Source organism: Streptomyces oryzae, from assembly GCF_017676365.1.
In the GTDB taxonomy this organism is placed as follows: domain Bacteria; phylum Actinomycetota; class Actinomycetes; order Streptomycetales; family Streptomycetaceae; genus Streptomyces; species Streptomyces oryzae.
This window is the reverse complement of sequence record NZ_JADKMA010000053.1, coordinates 11,489-29,665: the sequence shown is the minus strand read 5'-3', so window position 1 is coordinate 29,665 and position 18,177 is coordinate 11,489. Positions and strand designations below refer to the sequence as shown.

Sequence of the window (18,177 nt, the reverse complement as noted above, 5' to 3'; positions counted from 1 at the left end):
TCCGAGAAGAGATAAGCCGATGACCGATCAGGCCACCGGGGCCCCGAAACCGCACCCGCGGGCCCGCAACAGCGGACAGCCCAACTCCGTTCCGGCCCAGGCCGCCCCCCGCATCACGGGCGCCCAGTCCCTCATCCGTGCTCTCGAGGAAGTCGGCGCCGACACCGTATTCGGCATTCCCGGTGGCGCCATCCTGCCCGCCTACGACCCGATGATGGACTCCTCCCGGGTCAAGCACGTCCTGGTCCGTCACGAGCAGGGCGCCGGCCACGCGGCCACCGGCTACGCGCAGGCCACCGGCAAGGTCGGCGTCTGCATGGCCACCTCAGGGCCCGGCGCCACCAACCTGGTCACCCCGCTCGCGGACGCGCACATGGACTCCGTGCCGCTGGTCGCCATCACAGGGCAGGTGGCCTCAGGCGCGATCGGTACCGATGCCTTCCAGGAAGCCGACATCTGCGGCATCTCGATGCCCGTCACCAAGCACAACTTCCTGGTCAAGGACCCCGACGAGATCCCCAGGATCATCGCCGAGGCGTTCCACATCGCCTCCACGGGGCGCCCGGGGCCCGTGCTGGTCGACATCGCCAAGGACGCGCTCCAGGGTGAGACCACCTTCCAGTGGCCGCCCACCACCGAGCTGCCCGGCTACCGCCCGGTGACCAAGCCGCACGGCAAGCAGATCCGGGAGGCCGCCAAGCTGCTCACCGAGGCCCGCCGCCCCGTGCTCTACGTCGGCGGCGGCGTGCTGAAGGCGGGCGCGACGGCCGAGCTGAAGGTGCTCGCCGAGCTGACCGGAGCGCCGGTGACCACCACCCTGATGGGCATCGGCGCCTTCCCGGACAGCCACCCGCAGCACCTGGGGATGCCCGGGATGCACGGCACCGTCGCCGCGGTCACCGCACTGCAGAAAGCGGACCTGATCGTCGCGCTCGGCGCCCGCTTCGACGACCGCGTCACCGGCAAGCTCGACTCCTTCGCGCCGCACGCCAAGATCGTGCACGCCGACATCGACCCCGCAGAGATCGGCAAGAACCGCGCGGCCGACGTCCCGATCGTCGGCGACGCCCGCGAGGTGCTGGCCGACCTCGTCGTCGCCATGCAGAGCGAGACGGCCGACCACGCCGACGAGCCGGGCGGGCGCTACGCGGAGTGGTGGGCGCTGCTGAACCGCTGGCGCGAGACCTACCCGCTCGGCTACGACCTGCCCGAGGACGGCTCGCTGGCCCCGCAGCAGGTCATCCAGCGCATCGGTGAGCTGGCCCCGGAGGGCACGATCTTCGCGGCCGGCGTCGGCCAGCACCAGATGTGGGCCGCGCACTACGTCACCTACGACCAGCCCGCCACCTGGCTCAACTCCGGCGGCCTGGGCACCATGGGGTACGCCGTCCCCGCGGCTCTGGGCGCCAAGGTCGGTATGCCCGACCGCGCGGTGTGGGCCATCGACGGCGACGGCTGCTTCCAGATGACCAACCAGGAGCTGGTCACCGCGGCCCTCAACGGCGCCCCCATCAAGGTGGCCATCATCAACAACGGCGCGCTGGGAATGGTCCGCCAGTGGCAGACCCTCTTCTACAACCAGCGCTACTCCAACACCGTCCTGCACAACGGCGAGGAGGGTGAGCCGAGCCGGGGCACCCGCGTCCCGGACTTCGTGAAGCTCGCCGAGGCCATGGGCTGCGTCGGTATCCGCTGCGAGGACCCCGCGCAGCTCGACGCGGTCATCGAGAAGGCCAACTCCATCAACGACCGGCCGGTCGTCGTCGACTTCATCGTCCACGAGGACGCCATGGTCTGGCCCATGGTGGCGGCAGGCACCTCCAACGACGAGGTCATGGCGGCCCGCGGCGTCCGCCCCGACTTCGGCGACAGCGACGACTGACCGGCACGCAGGAACGGAAAGGCACTCCAACGATGTCCAAGCACACGCTCTCCGTGCTGGTGGAGAACACCCCCGGCATCCTGGCCAGGATCGCCTCGCTCTTCTCCCGTCGCGGCTTCAACATCGACTCGCTCGCCGTCGGCGTGACCGAGCACCCCGACATCTCCCGGATCACCATCGTGGTGAACGTCGAGGACCTGCCGCTGGAGCAGGTCACCAAGCAGCTCAACAAGCTGGTCAACGTCCTCAAGATCGTCGAGCTGGAGCCCTCCTCCGCTGTGCAGCGGGAACTCGTCCTGGTCAAGGTCCGGGCCGAGGGCGAGACCCGCTCGCAGATCGTGGAGATCGTCCAGCTTTTCCGCGCCAAGACCGTGGACGTCTCCCCGGAGGCCGTCACCATCGAGGCCACCGGCAGCGCCGACAAGCTGGAGGCGATGCTGAGGATGCTGGAGCCGTACGGCATCAAGGAACTGGTGCAGTCCGGCACCATCGCCATAGGGCGCGGCGCCCGCTCCATCACCGACCGGAGTCTCAGGGCACTGGAGCGCTCCGCCTGACCCTCCCCTGACCGACCCCGTCCGCCCGGCCGTCATAGGTTGGGCAGCACCATTCATCAGCACAAGGAGAAACCCCAAGTGGCCGAGCTGTTCTACGACGACGACGCCGATCTGTCCATCATCCAGGGCCGCAAGGTCGCGGTTCTCGGCTACGGCAGCCAGGGCCACGCCCACGCGCTGTCCCTGCGCGACTCGGGCGTCGATGTCCGGGTCGGCCTGCACGAGGGCTCGAAGTCCCGTGCCAAGGCGGAGGAGCAGGGCCTGCGCGTGACCACGCCCGCCGAGGCGGTCCAGGAAGCGGACGTCATCATGATCCTGGTCCCGGACCCGGTCCAGGCCAAGGTCTACGAGGAGTCCGTCGCCCCCCACCTCAAGGACGGCGACGCGCTCTTCTTCGGCCACGGCCTGAACATCCGCTACGGCTTCATCAAGCCCCCAGCCTCCGTCGACGTGTGCATGGTCGCCCCCAAGGGCCCGGGCCACCTGGTCCGCCGCCAGTACGAGGAGGGGCGCGGCGTGCCGTGCATCGCGGCGGTCGAGCAGGACGCCAGCGGCAGCGCCTTCGCGCTGGCGCTCTCGTACGCCAAGGCCATCGGCGGCACCCGGGCCGGCGTCATCAAGACCACCTTCACCGAGGAGACCGAGACCGACCTGTTCGGTGAGCAGGCCGTGCTGTGCGGTGGTACGGCCGCGCTGGTCAAGGCGGGCTTCGACACCCTGGTGGAGGCCGGCTACCAGCCGGAGATCGCCTACTTCGAGTGCCTCCACGAGCTCAAGCTGATCGTGGACCTCATGTACGAGGGCGGCCTGGAGAAGATGCGCTGGTCGGTCTCCGAGACCGCCGAGTGGGGCGACTACGTCTCGGGTCCGCGCGTGATCAACGACCAGACGCGGGCCGAGATGAAGAAGATCCTCGGCGAGATCCAGGACGGCTCCTTCGCCAACAACTGGATGGCCGAGTACAACGCGGGTCTGCCCAAGTACAACGAGTACAAGAAGGCTGACGAGGACAGCCTGCTGGCCAACACGGGCAAGAAGCTGCGCTCCCTGATGAGCTGGGTCGACGAGGAGAAGTAACCCCTCAACCCGGGTGTGGGCAATCGGTCAGCCCGAGGAGCGGACCGATTGCCCACACGTGTGAGTTCGCGCCGATAGACTGCTGAGCCACAGGCTCACAGCGTCGTGCGTCTGCCCCCTCCCTTCCCCTCCCCCCTCGCCCGGGAACCCGCAGGGAAACGCGCCGTCCCAAGAATTTGGAGACCACGTGAGCAAGCCCGTAGTACTCATCGCCGAAGAGCTGTCGCCCGCGACCGTCGACGCGCTGGGGCCGGATTTCGAGATCCGGCACTGTGACGGCGCCAACCGCGACGAACTCCTCCCCGCTCTCGCCGATGTGGACGCCGTCCTCGTCCGCTCCGCCACCAAGATCGACGCCGAGGCCGTGGCCGCGGCGAACAAGCTCAAGGTGGTCGCCCGCGCCGGCGTCGGGCTCGACAACGTGGACGTGCCCGCCGCCACCAAGGCGGGCGTGATGGTGGTCAACGCACCGACCTCCAACATCGTCACCGCGGCGGAGCTGGCCTGCGGGCTGCTCATCGCGACGGCCCGCAACATCCCGCAGGCCAACGCCGCGCTCAAGAACGGCGAGTGGAAGCGCAGCAAGTACACCGGTGTCGAGCTGAGCGAGAAGACGCTCGGCGTCGTCGGCCTCGGCCGGATCGGGGTGCTGGTGGCTCAGCGCATGTCGGCGTTCGGGATGAAGGTCGTCGCCTACGACCCGTTCGTGCAGCCCGCGCGGGCCGCGCAGATGGGCGTGAAGCTGCTCTCGCTGGACGAGCTGCTGGAGGTCGCCGACTTCATCACCGTCCACCTGCCCAAGACGCCCGAGACGCTGGGCCTCATCGGCGACGAGGCGCTGCACAAGGTCAAGCCGAACGTGCGCATCGTCAACGCGGCCCGCGGCGGCATCGTGGACGAGGAGGCGCTGGCGGCGGCGCTCAAGGAGGGGCGCGTGGCGGGCGCGGGCCTGGATGTGTACGCCTCCGAGCCGTGCACCGACTCCCCGCTCTTCGCCTTCGACCAGGTCGTGTGCACCCCGCACCTGGGCGCCTCCACGGGCGAGGCGCAGGAGAAGGCGGGCATCGCGGTCGCCAAGTCGGTGCGGCTGGCACTGGCGGGCGAGCTGGTCCCCGACGCGGTCAACGTGCAGGGCGGGGTCATCGCCGAGGACGTACGCCCCGCGCTGCCGCTCGCCGAGAAGCTGGGCCGGATCTTCACGGCGCTGGCCGGCGAGGTGGCCGTCCGGCTGGACGTCGAGGTGTACGGCGAGATCACCCAGCACGACGTCAAGGTGCTGGAACTGTCCGCGCTCAAGGGCGTGTTCGAGGACGTGGTGGACGAGACGGTCAGCTACGTCAACGCGCCGCTGTTCGCGCAGGAGCGCGGCGTCGAGGTGCGGCTGACCACCTCCAGCGAGTCCGCCGAGCACCGCAATGTGGTGACCGTGCGCGGCACCCTCGCGGGCGGCGAGGAGGTCTCCGCTTCCGGCACGCTGGCCGGGCCCAAGCACATGCAGAAGATCGTCGCCATCAACGAGCACGGCGTGGATCTGGCGGTCGCCGACCACATGGCGTTCCTGCGCTACAGCGACCGGCCCGGCGTCGTCGGCACCCTCGGCCGCATCCTGGGCGAGGCGGGCATCAACATCGCCGGCATGCAGGTCTCCCGCGCCGAGGAGGGCGGCGAGGCGCTGGTCGCGCTGACGGTGGACGACACGATTGGCTCCTCGGTGCTGTCCGAGATCGCCGAGGAGATCGGGGCCACGCACGCGCGTGCGGTGAACCTCACGGAGTGAGGTTCCGGCGTGGGGGCGCCCCCAGGGGAGCAGTCCCCGGCGCCCCTCACGGGCGAAGCGCTAGCTGAGCCGGGCCGTCTTCAACGCCATGTGCAGCAGGAGGCGGTCCTCGCCCTCGTCCAGGTCGAGGCCGGTGAGGCGTTCGACGCGGGAGAGGCGGTAGTAGAGGGTCTGGCGGTGGATGCCGAGGGCCGCGGCGGCGCGGCCCGCCTGGCCCGCGCAGTCGAGGAAGACCTCAGCGGTGCGGGCCAGTTCGCGATGGGTGGGCCGCAGCAGCTCCCGTACGGCCGGGTCGGGGGCGTGGCCGGGGTGCCGGGGGATGCCGGTGAGCAACCGGTAGGGGCCGATGGCGTCCCACTCGGCGAGGGCGCCGGGCAGGGACTCGGCGGCTGCTGCCCGGGCCGCGGCGCGGGCCTCGCGCCAGGCGGCCGGCAGTTCGGCCAGGCCGGAGCGCGGGCTGCTCAGTCCCGCCGTGACCGCGAGGCCCGCAGCCCCGTCCGCCCCGGCCAGGCCCGGGGTGCGCAGCAGCCGGTCGGCCGCGGTGCGGGCCGCCTCCAGGCCGTGCGGGGTACGCAGCCGCACGAGCGCCGCGAGCGCCCCGTCGCGTACGCACTGCGCCATCAGCCGGGGGAGGGCAGCGGGCAGCGGGCCGCGCGCCGCGCCCGGGGCCTCGTCGTCCGGCCAGGGCGCGACGGCGACCAGCACCTGCGGCCCGGACGCCGCCTCGCCCAGCGCAGCCCGCAGTTCCGCGACCGCCTCGTCCTGTGCGACTCCGCCGTGCTCGGCCAGCGCGGTGTGCAGCAGTTCCCCGGTGCGCTCCTCGGCGCGGGAGTCGGCGGCCAGTTGGGCGCCGGTGCGGTCGGCGACGGCCATCGCGGCGGCCAGCCGCGGATCGGTCAGCTCCAGAGCGCCGTCGTCCAGCAGCCAGATGTAGCCGTGCACCACCCCGCGGTCCCGCACCGGCAGACAGATCCTGCCGTGCACCACACCGGCGGCCGGGTCCGGCGGGATCCGTACGGGGCCGCTCGCGCGCGCGATGCCGAAGCTCTCGAAGAAGGCGCGCACGGCGGGGGTGGAGCGGCGCTGCAGGATGGTGCGGGTGCGTACCGAGTCCAGCGCAGGACCGGTCTGTTCCCCCTCGTCCCCTTCGGCGCTGCCCTCGTGCGCGCCGAAGGCGATCAGTGAGAAGTCCCGGCCCTCCAGCGTGGCCGGGGTACCCAGCAACTGGGAGACCTCGTCGATCAGCGCCTGGTAGTTCTCGCGCATGCTCCGGCCTCCTGCAGGTCCGTCTTCGGTTGGCGGCGTACGACGGTGTCGTACGCCCGGTGGCCCATTCTCGTACATCTCTCATACATCTGTCTGAGAGCCGGGCCACGGATGCGTGACACCTGTCGATGGCCCGCAGTTGGCGCGATCCTTACGTTCTGAGTGGCTCGCGCGTTGCGCCTCTGCGCCCTCTTCGGCGAGCCACCGGCAAGAACAAACCGTGGAGGTGCCCCGTGCTGGGACCCGTGCTCCTCGCCGCCGCGCGCAGCGACAGCATCCGCCGCCTCGTCTCGGCCGCTCCGGTGACCCGCCCGATGGTGGACCGGTTCGTGGCGGGCGAGCAGCTCGATCAGTGTCTGCCCTCTGTCACCGCGCTCACCGAGCGCGGTATGCAGGTCACGATCGATCATCTCGGCGAGGACATCACCGACCGGTCGGAGGCCCTCCGCAACCGCGACGCCTACCTCGCGCTCACCGAGGCGCTGGCCGGCGCCGGGCTCGCCGAGCACGCCGAGATGTCGGTCAAGCTCTCCGCCTTCGGGCAGGCGCTTCCGGGCGGGCACGAGCTGGCCTATGAGAACGTGCGCCCGGTCGTCGAGGCCGCGGCCGCCGCCGGTACGACGGTCACCCTCGACATGGAGGATCACACCACAGTCGACTCCACGCTGGCCATACTCGGGCAGCTGCGCGAGCGCTTCCCCGGCACCGGCGCCGTGCTCCAGTCGTATCTCTTCCGTACCGAGGACGACTGCCACGCGCTGGCCGGCGAGGGCTCCCGGGTCCGGCTGGTCAAGGGCGCGTACAACGAGCCCTCCGAGGTCGCCTACCAGGACAAACGCGAGGTGGACCGGGCGTATGTGCGCTGCCTGAAGATCCTCATGGCCGGCCAGGGCTACCCGATGGTCGGCTCCCATGACCCCCGCATGGTGGCCATCGCCCAGAACCTGGCCGAGCGTTACGGTCGAAAGCGGGACGAGTACGAATTCCAGATGCTCTACGGCATCCGCGGAGCCGAACAGGAGCGACTGGTCGCGCTGGGTCACCGGATGCGGGTCTATGTTCCGTACGGCACCGACTGGTACGGCTACTTCATGCGACGCCTCGCGGAGCGCCCCGCGAACCTGGCCTTCTTCTTGCGGTCCCTCGTCACCCGCAGCTGAATACGGCACCCTTCCGGCCGGGGGTCCGGGGGTTGTCCCCCGGGGAGACACAGCTTGCGGTCCCTCGTCACCCGCAGCTGAATACGGCACCCTCCTCAGACGCCGGCAATACCGACAGCCCGAACCACGACACAAGGAGCAACTGTGGACGCTGTGACCCAGGTCCCCGCCCCGTACAACGAGCCGGTGCACACCTACGCACCCGGCAGCGCCGAGCGTGCGCGCCTGGAGGCCAAGCTCAAGGAGCTGGCCGACAACCCCCGTGAGCTGCCGATGACCATCAACGGCGTCAAGCGCATGGGCGGCGGCGAGCGCGTGGACGTCGTACAGCCGCACAACCACCAGAAGGTGCTGGGTACCTACGCGACCGCCACCCGGCAGGACGCGCAGGACGCCATCGACGCGGCGCTGGCCGCGGCACCGGCCTGGCGGGCGATGTCCTTCGACGACCGGGCCGCGATCATCCTCAAGGCCGCCGAGCTGCTGTCGGGGCCCTGGCGCGAGACGATCGCCGCCTCCACCATGCTCGGCCAGTCCAAGACGGCCCAGCAGGCCGAGATCGACGCACCGTGCGAGCTGATCGACTTCTGGCGCTTCAATGTGCACTTCGCCCGCGAGCTGATGACCGAGCAGCCGCTCATCCAGCCCAACGGGATCTGGAACCGCATGGACCACCGCCCGCTGGAGGGCTTCGTCTACGCGATCACGCCGTTCAACTTCACCGCCATCGCGGGCAACCTGCCCACCGCTCCGGCGCTGATGGGCAACGTGGTGGTCTGGAAGCCGTCTCCCACCCAGACGCACTCCGCCGTGCTGCTCATGGAGCTGCTGGAGGAGGCCGGGCTGCCCAAGGGCGTGATCAACCTGGTGACCGGTGACGGCAAGGAGGTCTCCGAGGTCGCCATTCCGCACCCGGACCTGGCCGGTATCCACTTCACCGGCTCGACCGCCACCTTCCAGCACCTGTGGAAGAGCGTCGGGGAGAACATCTCCACCTACAAGTCCTACCCGCGCATCGTCGGCGAGACCGGCGGCAAGGACTTCATCGTCGCGCACTCCACGGCCGACCAGGCCGTGCTCAAGACCGCCATCACCCGTGGCGCCTTCGAGTACCAGGGCCAGAAGTGCTCGGCCGCCTCCCGCGCCTACCTGCCCCGCTCCATCTGGGAGGGCGGCTTCAAGGAGGAGCTGGCCACCGAGGTGCAGGGGCTGGCCATGGGCGATGTGACGGACCTGTCCAACTTCATCGGTGCCGTCATCGACGACCGCGCCTTCGCCAAGAACAAGGCCGCCATCGAGCGCGCCAAGGCCGACCCGGCCTGCGAGATCCTGGTGGGCGGTACGTACGACGACAGCGTCGGCTACTTCGTCTCGCCGACCGTCATCGTCTGCTCCGACCCGGAGAACGAGGTCTTCAAGACCGAGTACTTCGGCCCGATCATCGCGGTCCACGTCTACGAGGACGAGGGCTGGGACGCGATGCTGGACCAGATGGAGTCGGCCTCGGCGTACGCGCTGACCGGCGCCGTGCTCGCCAAGGACCGCGCCGTGCTGGCCTCGGCCTCGGAGAAGCTGCGGTTCGCCGCGGGCAACTTCTACCTGAACGACCGGCCCACCGGGTCGATCGTCGGCCAGCAGCCGTTCGGCGGTGCCCGTGCCTCGGGCACCAACGACAAGGCCGGCTCGAAGTTCAACCTGATCCGCTGGTCCTCGCCCCGTGCGATCAAGGAGACCCAGGTCGCGCCGACCGACTACAGGTACCCGCACATGGGCTGATGCCCCCGTGGCCCCTGTGCGATGAGGGCCCGGCCTCCTTCTCCTCCCTTACGGAGAGGTGGGCCGGGCCCGCCCTTTTGAGCTGCGGCGATGTGGGCCTCGTCTCAGATAGTAGGAAGCCCAACTATTTGGCGAGACATCACGGCCCTCGGCTTCTATCTTTGTAGGAAGCCGATCGTCTCGCTCGACCGAGCGCTTCGCGGATGTGACGCCCGTGCGTCCCAGGCAGGTGATCCCTGCCGCACCGGTTGTCCCCGCACCGTTGGCTGTCCGGCAGATCTCTCCTTGCGTTCTTGCGTCCACGCGTCGTGCAGAAGGAGTTGCATTCCCATGGCCACGCCCACAGCCACCCACGTCCCCGCCTCCCGCGTCCGCCGCTCCCGCGCCGCGGCCCGCCTCCGCGAAGAGGACCGCCGCAAGGCGGCCGAAGCCCTCCAGCGCGCCTTCGACCGCCGCTGACCCCTGCGGGGGGGCGCCTCAGCGCTTTGCGGGGTTGCCCCTTGGAGCTCGCGTACCCCGCAAGGGGGCTGCGCTTGCCAGTCCTGCGCCTTGCGCAGACCTCCCAAGCGCAGGGGCTGGCCATTCAGGGGCGCGGGGAACTGCGCGACCAGCCACAAACAACCCGCAGCCTGCAACGCACAGCAAGGGGCACCCCCTCCCCAGTCAGCGACGCACCACGAAGTGGTCGACGCGGCGGCCCGACCGTGCCAGCGCGGTCACGGCGAGGGAGGGCCGCCGTCCGGGCCGGGACTCCACCGCAAGAAATGAAAACCCCGTGTAACGGACCCGGGACCACTCCACGCGGCTCCGCACCGAGTCCCCGCCCTTCGTCCAGCGGACGCCCGCAACGCTGTCCCGCTCCTCGAGGTGCCCCTCATAGCTGTCCGGCGCCGAGAAGTCGTACAGCTCCCTGCCACCCCCGCCGGCGGTGACATATACGGTGCCGTCCCGCACAGGATCGGTCACATCCCCCACCCGCACCGCCCGGGTGGGGGAACCGCCCCGCACCGGGTCCGTCCGTTCGTACACATGGTTGTGCCCGTTGATCACCAGGTCCACATGGTGCTGCTCGAACAGTGCCCCCCACGCTTCCCGCACCCCGCCGTCCGAACCGTGCGTGGCGGTCGAGTACGCGCAGTGGTGGAAGAAGACGACGACGAAGTCGATGCCCGGCGCGGCCCGCATCCGCTTCAGCGTCCGCTCCAGCCACCGGGTCTGTGCCCCGTCGGTGTAGCCGAGGTTGGCCGGGATCTCATAGGAGACGTCGTTCGCGTCGAGGGCGATGACCCCGACGTTCCCGTACTCGAAGGCGTAGACGCCCGGCGACTTGGCCGGGTCGGGGCCGTTGCCGGGGAGGGACCAGCGGGCGGCCTGGCCGCCGTAGCCGTCGGGGCTGTACCACGCCTCCATGTCGTGGTTGCCGGTGGTCACCATCCACGGCACGCGGGATGCCACGGGCTCGGTCTGGGCGAGGTACTGGTCCCATACCCGCGCGTCGTAGGTGTCGGACTTCTCGCCGTGCCCGGTGTCGTCGGCGTAGCAGATGTCGCCCGCGTGCAGATGGAAGGCCGGGTTCTGGCCGAGCAGCAGCTGGTTGGTGGCGAGTGCGTCAGGGCCGACGCCCTGGTCGCCGAAGGCGGTGAAGACGAAGGGCTGCTTGCCGCCGGCCGGTGCGGTGGTGAACGACCCGACGCTGCCCAGGCGTTCGGCTGAGGTGGGGTCGAATCCGTCGTGGCCGACACCGTAGTAGTACGTCGTGCCGGGCCGCAGCCCCTCCAGCCGCACGTGCAGATAGAGCTGCTCGACGGCGGGCAGATGGCGGCCGAGCGAGGGGGTGTGCAGCGCGCGGACCTCGGCGGCCACCTTGCTCTCCAGCTCCCACGGCTTGGGCCCGAACCGCAGATACGGCCTGCGGACGGCGAACGGGACCTGCCAGGAGACCCGCATCCCGGTCCGCGGGTCGGCGCCGAACGCCAGATGGCGGCCGAACGGCGCGACCAGCCTGCCGTCCACCGAGGCGCGGGAGAGCACCGGCGTGGGGCCGGCGCCGGTGGGGCTCCCCGCGCCGGGATCGAGCGCGGCGTCCGAGCCGACGACCAGCCCCGCCGCACCGGCGGCGCCCGCCGCCATCAGCCCGCCGCCGCGCAGTACGCTGCGCCGGGTGAGTCTCCTGCGCAGATACTCGTGCTGCTCGGCCATGCTCATCCGGGCGGCGAGGTGGTCGGGGATCCCGAATCCGGGCAGATGGTTCGCAGCCATGGGCACCACGGTGGCAACGGGCGCCAACTCCCGGAAGACACCCGCGGATACACGCCGTGAACGACAGGCGTCGTCCGTCATACGGACAGCTTTATGTCACAAGCTGGGACGGGGAGTATCGTCCGCCGCATGTCTTCGGAAACGGCATCCCGCACCGACCGCACCATCGACCTGGCAGTGATTCCCGGTGACGGAATCGGCCCGGAGGTCGTCGCCCAGGGCCTGAAGGTCCTCACCGCCGTCCTCCCGCAGGACGTCAAGCTGGAGACGCGCGAGTACGATCTCGGCGCCAAACGCTGGCACGCCACGGGGGAGACGCTCACCGACGAGGAGCTGGAGCGGCTCAAGGCCCACAACGCGATTCTGCTCGGCGCCGTCGGCGATCCGGGCGTCCCCTCCGGCGTACTGGAGCGCGGGCTGCTGCTGAAGCTGCGCTTCGCCTTCGACCACTTCGTCAACCTGCGCCCCTCCAAGCTCTTCCCGAACGTCACCTCGCCGCTGGCGGGCCGTCCGGAGATCGACTTCGTCGTCGTCCGCGAGGGCACCGAGGGGCCGTACGTCGGCAACGGCGGCACCATCCGCAAGGGCACCCCGCACGAGGTCGCCAATGAGGTGAGCGTCAACACCGCGTTCGGCGTGGAGCGGGTCGTGCGCGACGCGTACGCGCGGGCGCAGGCGCGCCCGCGGAAGAAGCTGACGCTGGTGCACAAGAACAATGTGCTGGTGCACGCCGGTCACCTGTGGAAGGACACCTTCGACCGGGTCGGCCGCGAATTCCCCGAGGTGACCACCGACTATCTGCACGTCGACGCGGCCACGATCTTCCTGACGACCGATCCGGCGCGGTTCGACGTGATCGTCACCGACAACCTCTTCGGCGACATCATCACCGACCTGGCCGCCGCGGTCAGCGGCGGGATCGGGCTCGCCGCTTCCGGGAACATCAACCCCACGCGGGAGTTCCCTTCGATGTTCGAGCCCGTCCACGGGTCGGCGCCCGACATCGCGGGCACCGGCAAGGCGGACCCGACGGCCACGGTGCTGTCCGTCGCCCTGCTGCTGCGGCATCTCGGGTACGAGGACGAGGCCGACCGTATCGACGCGGCTGTCACCGCCGACCTCACCGAGCGGGGCGCCGGAGCGGCGCGGAGCACCGATGAGATCGGCGACGCCCTCGCAGCCCGCGTCTCCGGCTGACGCCTTCTCCGTTCCGCCCCTCTTGTCGCCCCGACCCTTCTCGCCGTCAAACCCTTCCCGCCGCAACGGCGGCTCGCCACGACGGCGGGAGTCCGGCGGTTTTCACGACGGCCGGTGCCCATCGGCCGGCTGAGGCCGTCTCCTGTTTCGCCGGACCCTCGCCGCCTGCGTTGCTCGCCGTTGCGGCGAGGAGAGGGGAGCGGTGAGAAGAGCGGGGCGGCGCGGAGAGGGGAGCGGCGTGAGGGGTGCCCGGCGGCGGAGGGGCCCCGACCCGCATCTGGAAGTGGTTGACCCGCGCGGGATAATCGGGTTGTGCCGCCCTGAGAGGGGGCCCCGAAAGAAGTAAGGACGCGGACATGACGACGCCACGTATCGCATTCGACCTGAAGCCCGCCGCTCGACCCCTCGGTGCCGCCGAGCGCGAAGCGGTACTGGCGGACCCCGGATTCGGGCGGTATTTCACCGATCACATGGTGACCGTCCAGTGGACCGAGGGCCGTGGCTGGCACGACGCGCAGCTGCAGCCGTACGCCCCCCTCCAGCTGGACCCGGCGAACATGACGCTGCACTACGCGCAGTCGATCTTCGAGGGACTGAAGGCGTACCGGCAGCCCGACGGCTCGGTGAAGGTGTTCCGGCCCGACGCCAACGCCCGCCGCTTCCAGCGCAGCGCCCGCCGGCTGGCGATGCCCGAGCTGCCGGTCGAGGCGTTCATCGAGGCGTGCGACCTGCTGGTCTCGCAGGACAAGGCGTGGGTGCCCAGCGGGGGCGAGGCGTCGCTGTATGTGCGGCCGTTCATGTTCGCCACCGAGGTGGGGCTGGGGGTCAGGCCCGCGAACCAGTACACGTTCATGGTGATCGCGTCCCCTGCGGCCTCGTACTTCCCCGGCGGCGTCAAGCCCGTCTCGGTGTGGCTGTCCGAGGAGTACGTGCGCGCGGCCCCGGGCGGTACGGGCGAGGCCAAGTGCGCCGGCAACTACGCCGCGTCGCTGGTCGCCCAGGCGCAGGCCGCCGAGCAGGGCTGTGACCAGGTCGTCTGGCTGGACGCCACCGAGCGCCGCTACATCGAGGAGATGGGCGGCATGAACCTCTACTTCGTGTACGGCACGGGCGCCGACGCGCGCATCGTCACCCCGGAGCTGACCGGCACGCTGCTGCCCGGCATCACCCGTGACTCGCTGCTGCGGATAGCCGCCGACATGGGGTACGGGACCGGCGAGGCGCGGATCAGCACCGACGAGTGGCGGGCAGGCAACGCCGACGGCTCGATCAGCGAGGTCTTCGCCTGCGGGACGGCCGCCGTGATCACACCGGTCGGCGAGGTCAAGTCGGCGCGCGGCGGCTGGCAGGTCGGCGACGGCGGCGCCGGGGAGGTCACCCTGAAGCTCCGTGAGGCGCTGCTGGCGATCCAGACCGGCCAGGCGGAGGACAAGCACGGCTGGATGCACACGCTCGACTCCTGAGCGGGTACGCCGTCACGGACATCGTGGGGCGTATCACGGTAAGACCGGAACCGACTCGACGTACATGTACCTGACATGTAGCGGTCCAACTTCCGTAGCTGAAGGGCCTTTCGGCAGCGCTGTCATGACGGTGTCATCGACTGCCTCCCGGGAGGGCCGAGATCCACGATGCCGCGTCATGAGACGAGCCAGCAGGATCAGGAGAGTCAGCAGGAGTTCAGACAAGCGGCGGCGGCACTGGGCCGCCGCCGCTTGCTGACGGTCACGGGCGCCGCAGCGGTGCTCGCGTTCACCACCAACCTCCCGGGCAGCGCCCAGGCGGCCGAGGCGGACGCACGGACGGCCATCGGCGCCGAGCCGTTCACGCTGGGCGTCGCCTCCGGCGACCCGCTGCCCGACTCCGTCGTGCTGTGGACCCGGCTTGCACCCAAGCCGTACGAGCCCGGCGGCGGGCTGCCGAAGGAGCGGATCACTGTCGAGTGGGAGATCGCCCACGACAGCCGCTTCCGCCGCGTCGCGCGCAAGGGCACAGCCACCGCGCACCCCGAGCTGAACCACGCGGTGCATGTGGAGGCCGGAGGGCTGGCCGCCGACCGCGTGTACTACTACCGCTTCCGCGCCGGCAAGTGGCTCAGCCCCGTGGGCCGCACCCGTACGGCGCCCGCGTTCGGCGCCGACCTCAACGAGCTGCGGCTGGCCGCGGTCTCCTGCCAGGCGTACCACCACGGTTACTTCACGGCGCACCGGCACCTCGCCGAGGAGGACGTGGATCTGGTCTTCCACCTCGGCGACTACCTGTACGAGTACGCCGTCGACGCACACGGCGGCTCCCGCGCCTACACCGACCGCGAGCTGCCGGCCGCCTTCAACAAGGAGACCGTCTCGCTGGAGGACTACCGGCTGCGGTACGCGCTCTACAAGTCGGACCCCGATCTGATGGCCGCGCACGCAGCGCACCCGTTCCTCGTCACCTGGGACGACCACGAGACCGAGAACAACTACGCGGACGACATCCCCGAGGACGGCAGCTCCTCCGAGGAGTTTTTGGTGCGCAGGGCCGCCGCCTACCGCGCGTACTGGGAGAACCTGCCGCTGCGCAAGCCCCAGCAGCCCAGCGGCCCCGATATGCAGCTCTACCGCAGGGTGCGGTTCGGCAAGCTCGCCCAGTTCGACATCCTCGACACCCGGCAGTACCGCTCGGACCAGGCCTACGGCGACGGCTGGCACCAGCCGGGTCCCGAGTCGACGGACTCCTCCCGCACCATGACCGGCTCGGAACAGGAGCGCTGGCTGATCGACGGCTGGCGGGCCTCGGATGCCGTCTGGAATGTCGTTCCCCAGCAGGTCACCTTCTGTGAGCGGCGCAGCGACAGCAGCGACGCCTACAAGCTCAGCATGGACGCCTGGGACGGCGCACCCGCCTCCCGCGAACGGCTGCTGGCGGGCGCCGAGACCGCCGGGATCAAGAACCTGATGGTGCTCACCGGGGACGTGCACCGGGCCTACGCGTACGACATCAAGCGCGACTTCGGCGACCAGAAGTCCCGCACCATGGGCACCGAGATCGTGGCCACCTCGATCACCAGTGGCAAGGACGGCGTGGACAAGCCCGACAACTGGCAGACGTATATGGACGCCAACCCGCATATGAAGTTCTACAACGGCCACCGCGGCTATGTGACCGTGCGGCTCGACAAGCAGCAGGCCCGGGCGGACTTCCGTACGGTCGCCGTGGTCACCAAGCCGGGGGCGCCGGTGGGCACCGCCGCTTCCTTCGTCACCGAGGCCGGCAACCAGGGGCTGCACGAGGCGTGAGCCCTCTGTGCCGCGGTCTCGCTGAGCGGGGCGTTTTCGCATCGTGAGACAGGAGGGGGCACGGGGGTGGTTGTGTGCAAGACTTCCCCCGTGCCCTCGTTCGTCATGATTATTGGCAGCAGGCGCGCCGGTCCGCAGTGACCGACTGCCGTGGAAAGACCCGTACGGCAGCGGACACCGTGCCCCAGACCCGCGCGCAGACCTCTCGCACCCGCGAGGGGTTTTTTCGTTTTCCGGCCCACCCGGCCGAAGGCGCAGGCGCGAGGGATGATGGGGGCAAGTGGAGCGCTTCCTTCCGCAACCACTGAACCCAGCAGGAGCCATCAGCCATGACCCCCGACGACAGTTTCCATGTCTTCGACACCACCCTGCGTGACGGCGCACAGCGCGAGGGCATCAACCTGACCGTCGCCGACAAGCTCACCATCGCCCGGCACCTGGACGAGTACGGCGTCGGCTTCATCGAGGGCGGCTGGCCCGGCGCCAACCCGCGGGACACCGAGTTCTTCGCGCGCGCCCCGAAAGAGATCGACTTCCAGCACGCACAGCTGGTCGCGTTCGGCTCCACCCGCAGGGCAGGCGTCCCCGCGCAGATCGACCCCCAGGTCAAGGCGCTGCTCGACTCGAACGCACCGGTCGTCACGCTCGTCGCCAAGGCGCACGACCGCCATGTGGAGCTGGCCCTGCGCACCACGCTGGAGGAGAACCTGTCGATGATCTCCGAGACGGTCGGCCATCTGCGCGCGCACGGCCGCCGTGTCTTCGTCGACTGCGAGCACTTCTTCGACGGCTACCAGGCCAACCCCGACTACGCCAAGCAGGTCGTCCGCACCGCACACGAGGCGGGTGCCGATGTGGTGGTGCTCTGCGACACCAACGGCGGCATGATCCCCGCGCAGATCCAGGCCGTGGTACGCACCGTCGCCGCCGACACCGGGGCCCGGCTGGGCATCCACGCGCAGGACGACACCGGCTGCGCCGTCGCCAACACGCTGGCCGCCGTGGACGGCGGCGCCACCCATGTGCAGTGCACCGCCAACGGCTACGGGGAGCGCGTCGGCAACGCCAACCTCTTCCCCGTCGTGGCCGCGCTGGAGCTCAAGTACGGCAAGCGCGTACTGCCCGAGGGGGCGCTGGCCGAGACCACCCGTATCTCGCACGCCATCGCCGAGGTCGTCAACCTGACCCCCTCCACCCACCAGCCCTACGTCGGCACCTCGGCCTTCGCCCACAAGGGCGGGCTGCACGCCTCCGCGATCAAGATCGACCCGGATCTCTACCAGCACATCGACCCCGAACTCGTCGGCAACACCATGCGGATGCTGGTCTCCGACATGGCGGGGCGGGCCTCCGTCGAGCTCAAGGGCAAGGAGCTGGGCTACGACCTGAGCGGCGACCGCGAACTGGTCGGCCGGGTGGTCGAGCGCGTCAAGGAGCAGGAGCTCAAGGGGTACACGTACGAGGCCGCCGACGCCTCCTTCGAACTGCTGCTCCGCGACGAGGTGCACGGCGGCACCACGGGGACAGCCCCCCGGTTCTTCCGCGCGGAGTCCTGGCGCGCCATCGTCGAGCAGCGGCCCGACGGGATGCAGGTCAACGAGGCGACGGTCAAGCTGTGGGCCAAGGGCGAGCGGATCGTCGTCACCGGCGAGGGCAACGGACCCGTCGACGCGCTGGACCGGGCGCTGCGGGCCGGACTGGAGCGCATCCACCCCGAGCTGGCGAAGCTGAACCTGGTGGACTACAAGGTCCGCATCCTGGAGGGCGCGCACGGGACGTCGTCCACGACGCGGGTGCTGGTGTCGATGAGTGACGGCAGTGGGGAGTGGACGACGGTCGGGGTCGGGGACAACGTGATCGCCGCGTCGTGGCAGGCGCTGGATGACGGGTACACGTATGGGTTGCTGCGGGCGGGAGTTGAGGCGCACGACTAGGTGCTCGTCTGCTG

At 70.2% G+C, this 18,177-nt stretch carries 13 protein-coding genes; 11 read left to right on the top strand and 2 right to left on the bottom strand.

The window, feature by feature from the left end; translation table 11 throughout:
* Positions 1-19 precede the first annotated feature (19 nt).
* From ITI46_RS12850 to serA, 4 genes are all read left to right on the top strand, one after another.
* Positions 20-1,882, top strand: coding sequence for an acetolactate synthase large subunit (locus ITI46_RS12850; protein ID WP_209239636.1), 1,863 nt, complete (start codon positions 20-22; stop codon positions 1,880-1,882).
* 32 nt (positions 1,883-1,914) lie between these two features.
* On the top strand, positions 1,915-2,439 hold the full coding sequence (gene ilvN / locus ITI46_RS12845) for an acetolactate synthase small subunit (RefSeq protein ID WP_099884516.1): 525 nt from the start codon (positions 1,915-1,917) through the stop codon (positions 2,437-2,439).
* Between the two features lie 78 nt (positions 2,440-2,517).
* Complete coding sequence (gene ilvC / locus ITI46_RS12840) at positions 2,518-3,516, top strand: ketol-acid reductoisomerase (protein WP_209239635.1); 999 nt, start codon at positions 2,518-2,520, stop codon at positions 3,514-3,516.
* A gap of 187 nt (positions 3,517-3,703) precedes the next feature.
* Positions 3,704-5,293, top strand: a complete 1,590-nt coding sequence (gene serA, locus ITI46_RS12835; RefSeq protein WP_209239634.1) for a phosphoglycerate dehydrogenase — start codon at positions 3,704-3,706, stop codon at positions 5,291-5,293.
* Positions 5,294-5,353: 60 nt separating this feature from the next.
* Here the strand turns inward: serA and ITI46_RS12830 are convergent, their stop codons facing one another.
* The gene (locus ITI46_RS12830; protein ID WP_209239633.1) at positions 5,354-6,559 is read right to left on the bottom strand and encodes a PucR family transcriptional regulator; all 1,206 of its coding nucleotides are present in this window, start codon (positions 6,557-6,559) and stop codon (positions 5,354-5,356) included.
* Between the two features lie 233 nt (positions 6,560-6,792).
* Between ITI46_RS12830 and ITI46_RS12825 the strand changes: the two genes are divergently transcribed.
* The 3 genes from ITI46_RS12825 to ITI46_RS35485 all read left to right on the top strand — a co-directional run bounded on the left by ITI46_RS12825 (position 6,793) and on the right by ITI46_RS35485 (position 9,954).
* Complete coding sequence (locus ITI46_RS12825) at positions 6,793-7,719, top strand: proline dehydrogenase family protein (RefSeq protein ID WP_209239632.1); 927 nt, start codon at positions 6,793-6,795, stop codon at positions 7,717-7,719.
* Between the two features lie 144 nt (positions 7,720-7,863).
* Positions 7,864-9,495, top strand: coding sequence for an L-glutamate gamma-semialdehyde dehydrogenase (pruA, locus tag ITI46_RS12820; RefSeq protein ID WP_209239631.1), 1,632 nt, complete (start codon positions 7,864-7,866; stop codon positions 9,493-9,495).
* A 330-nt stretch (positions 9,496-9,825) separates the two neighbouring features.
* A complete protein-coding gene (locus ITI46_RS35485; protein ID WP_019355765.1) occupies positions 9,826-9,954 on the top strand; it encodes a hypothetical protein in 129 nt (42 codons plus the stop codon).
* A 204-nt stretch (positions 9,955-10,158) separates the two neighbouring features.
* Here the strand turns inward: ITI46_RS35485 and ITI46_RS12815 are convergent, their stop codons facing one another.
* On the bottom strand, positions 10,159-11,754 hold the full coding sequence (locus ITI46_RS12815) for a purple acid phosphatase family protein (RefSeq protein WP_209239630.1): 1,596 nt from the start codon (positions 11,752-11,754) through the stop codon (positions 10,159-10,161).
* A gap of 129 nt (positions 11,755-11,883) precedes the next feature.
* Here ITI46_RS12815 and ITI46_RS12810 point away from each other — a divergent pair, with 129 nt between their 5' ends.
* The 4 genes from ITI46_RS12810 to cimA all read left to right on the top strand — a co-directional run bounded on the left by ITI46_RS12810 (position 11,884) and on the right by cimA (position 18,163).
* Complete coding sequence (locus ITI46_RS12810) at positions 11,884-12,951, top strand: 3-isopropylmalate dehydrogenase (RefSeq protein ID WP_209239629.1); 1,068 nt, start codon at positions 11,884-11,886, stop codon at positions 12,949-12,951.
* 356 nt (positions 12,952-13,307) lie between these two features.
* Positions 13,308-14,414 (top strand): branched-chain amino acid aminotransferase, encoded by a 1,107-nt coding sequence (locus tag ITI46_RS12805; RefSeq protein WP_209239628.1) that lies wholly within the window; start codon positions 13,308-13,310, stop codon positions 14,412-14,414.
* Positions 14,415-14,582: 168 nt separating this feature from the next.
* The gene (locus ITI46_RS12800; RefSeq protein WP_209239627.1) at positions 14,583-16,229 is read left to right on the top strand and encodes an alkaline phosphatase D family protein; all 1,647 of its coding nucleotides are present in this window, start codon (positions 14,583-14,585) and stop codon (positions 16,227-16,229) included.
* Positions 16,230-16,558: 329 nt separating this feature from the next.
* Entirely contained in the window at positions 16,559-18,163 is a 1,605-nt protein-coding gene (cimA, locus tag ITI46_RS12795) for a citramalate synthase (protein ID WP_209239626.1), read from the top strand.
* Positions 18,164-18,177 lie beyond the last annotated feature (14 nt).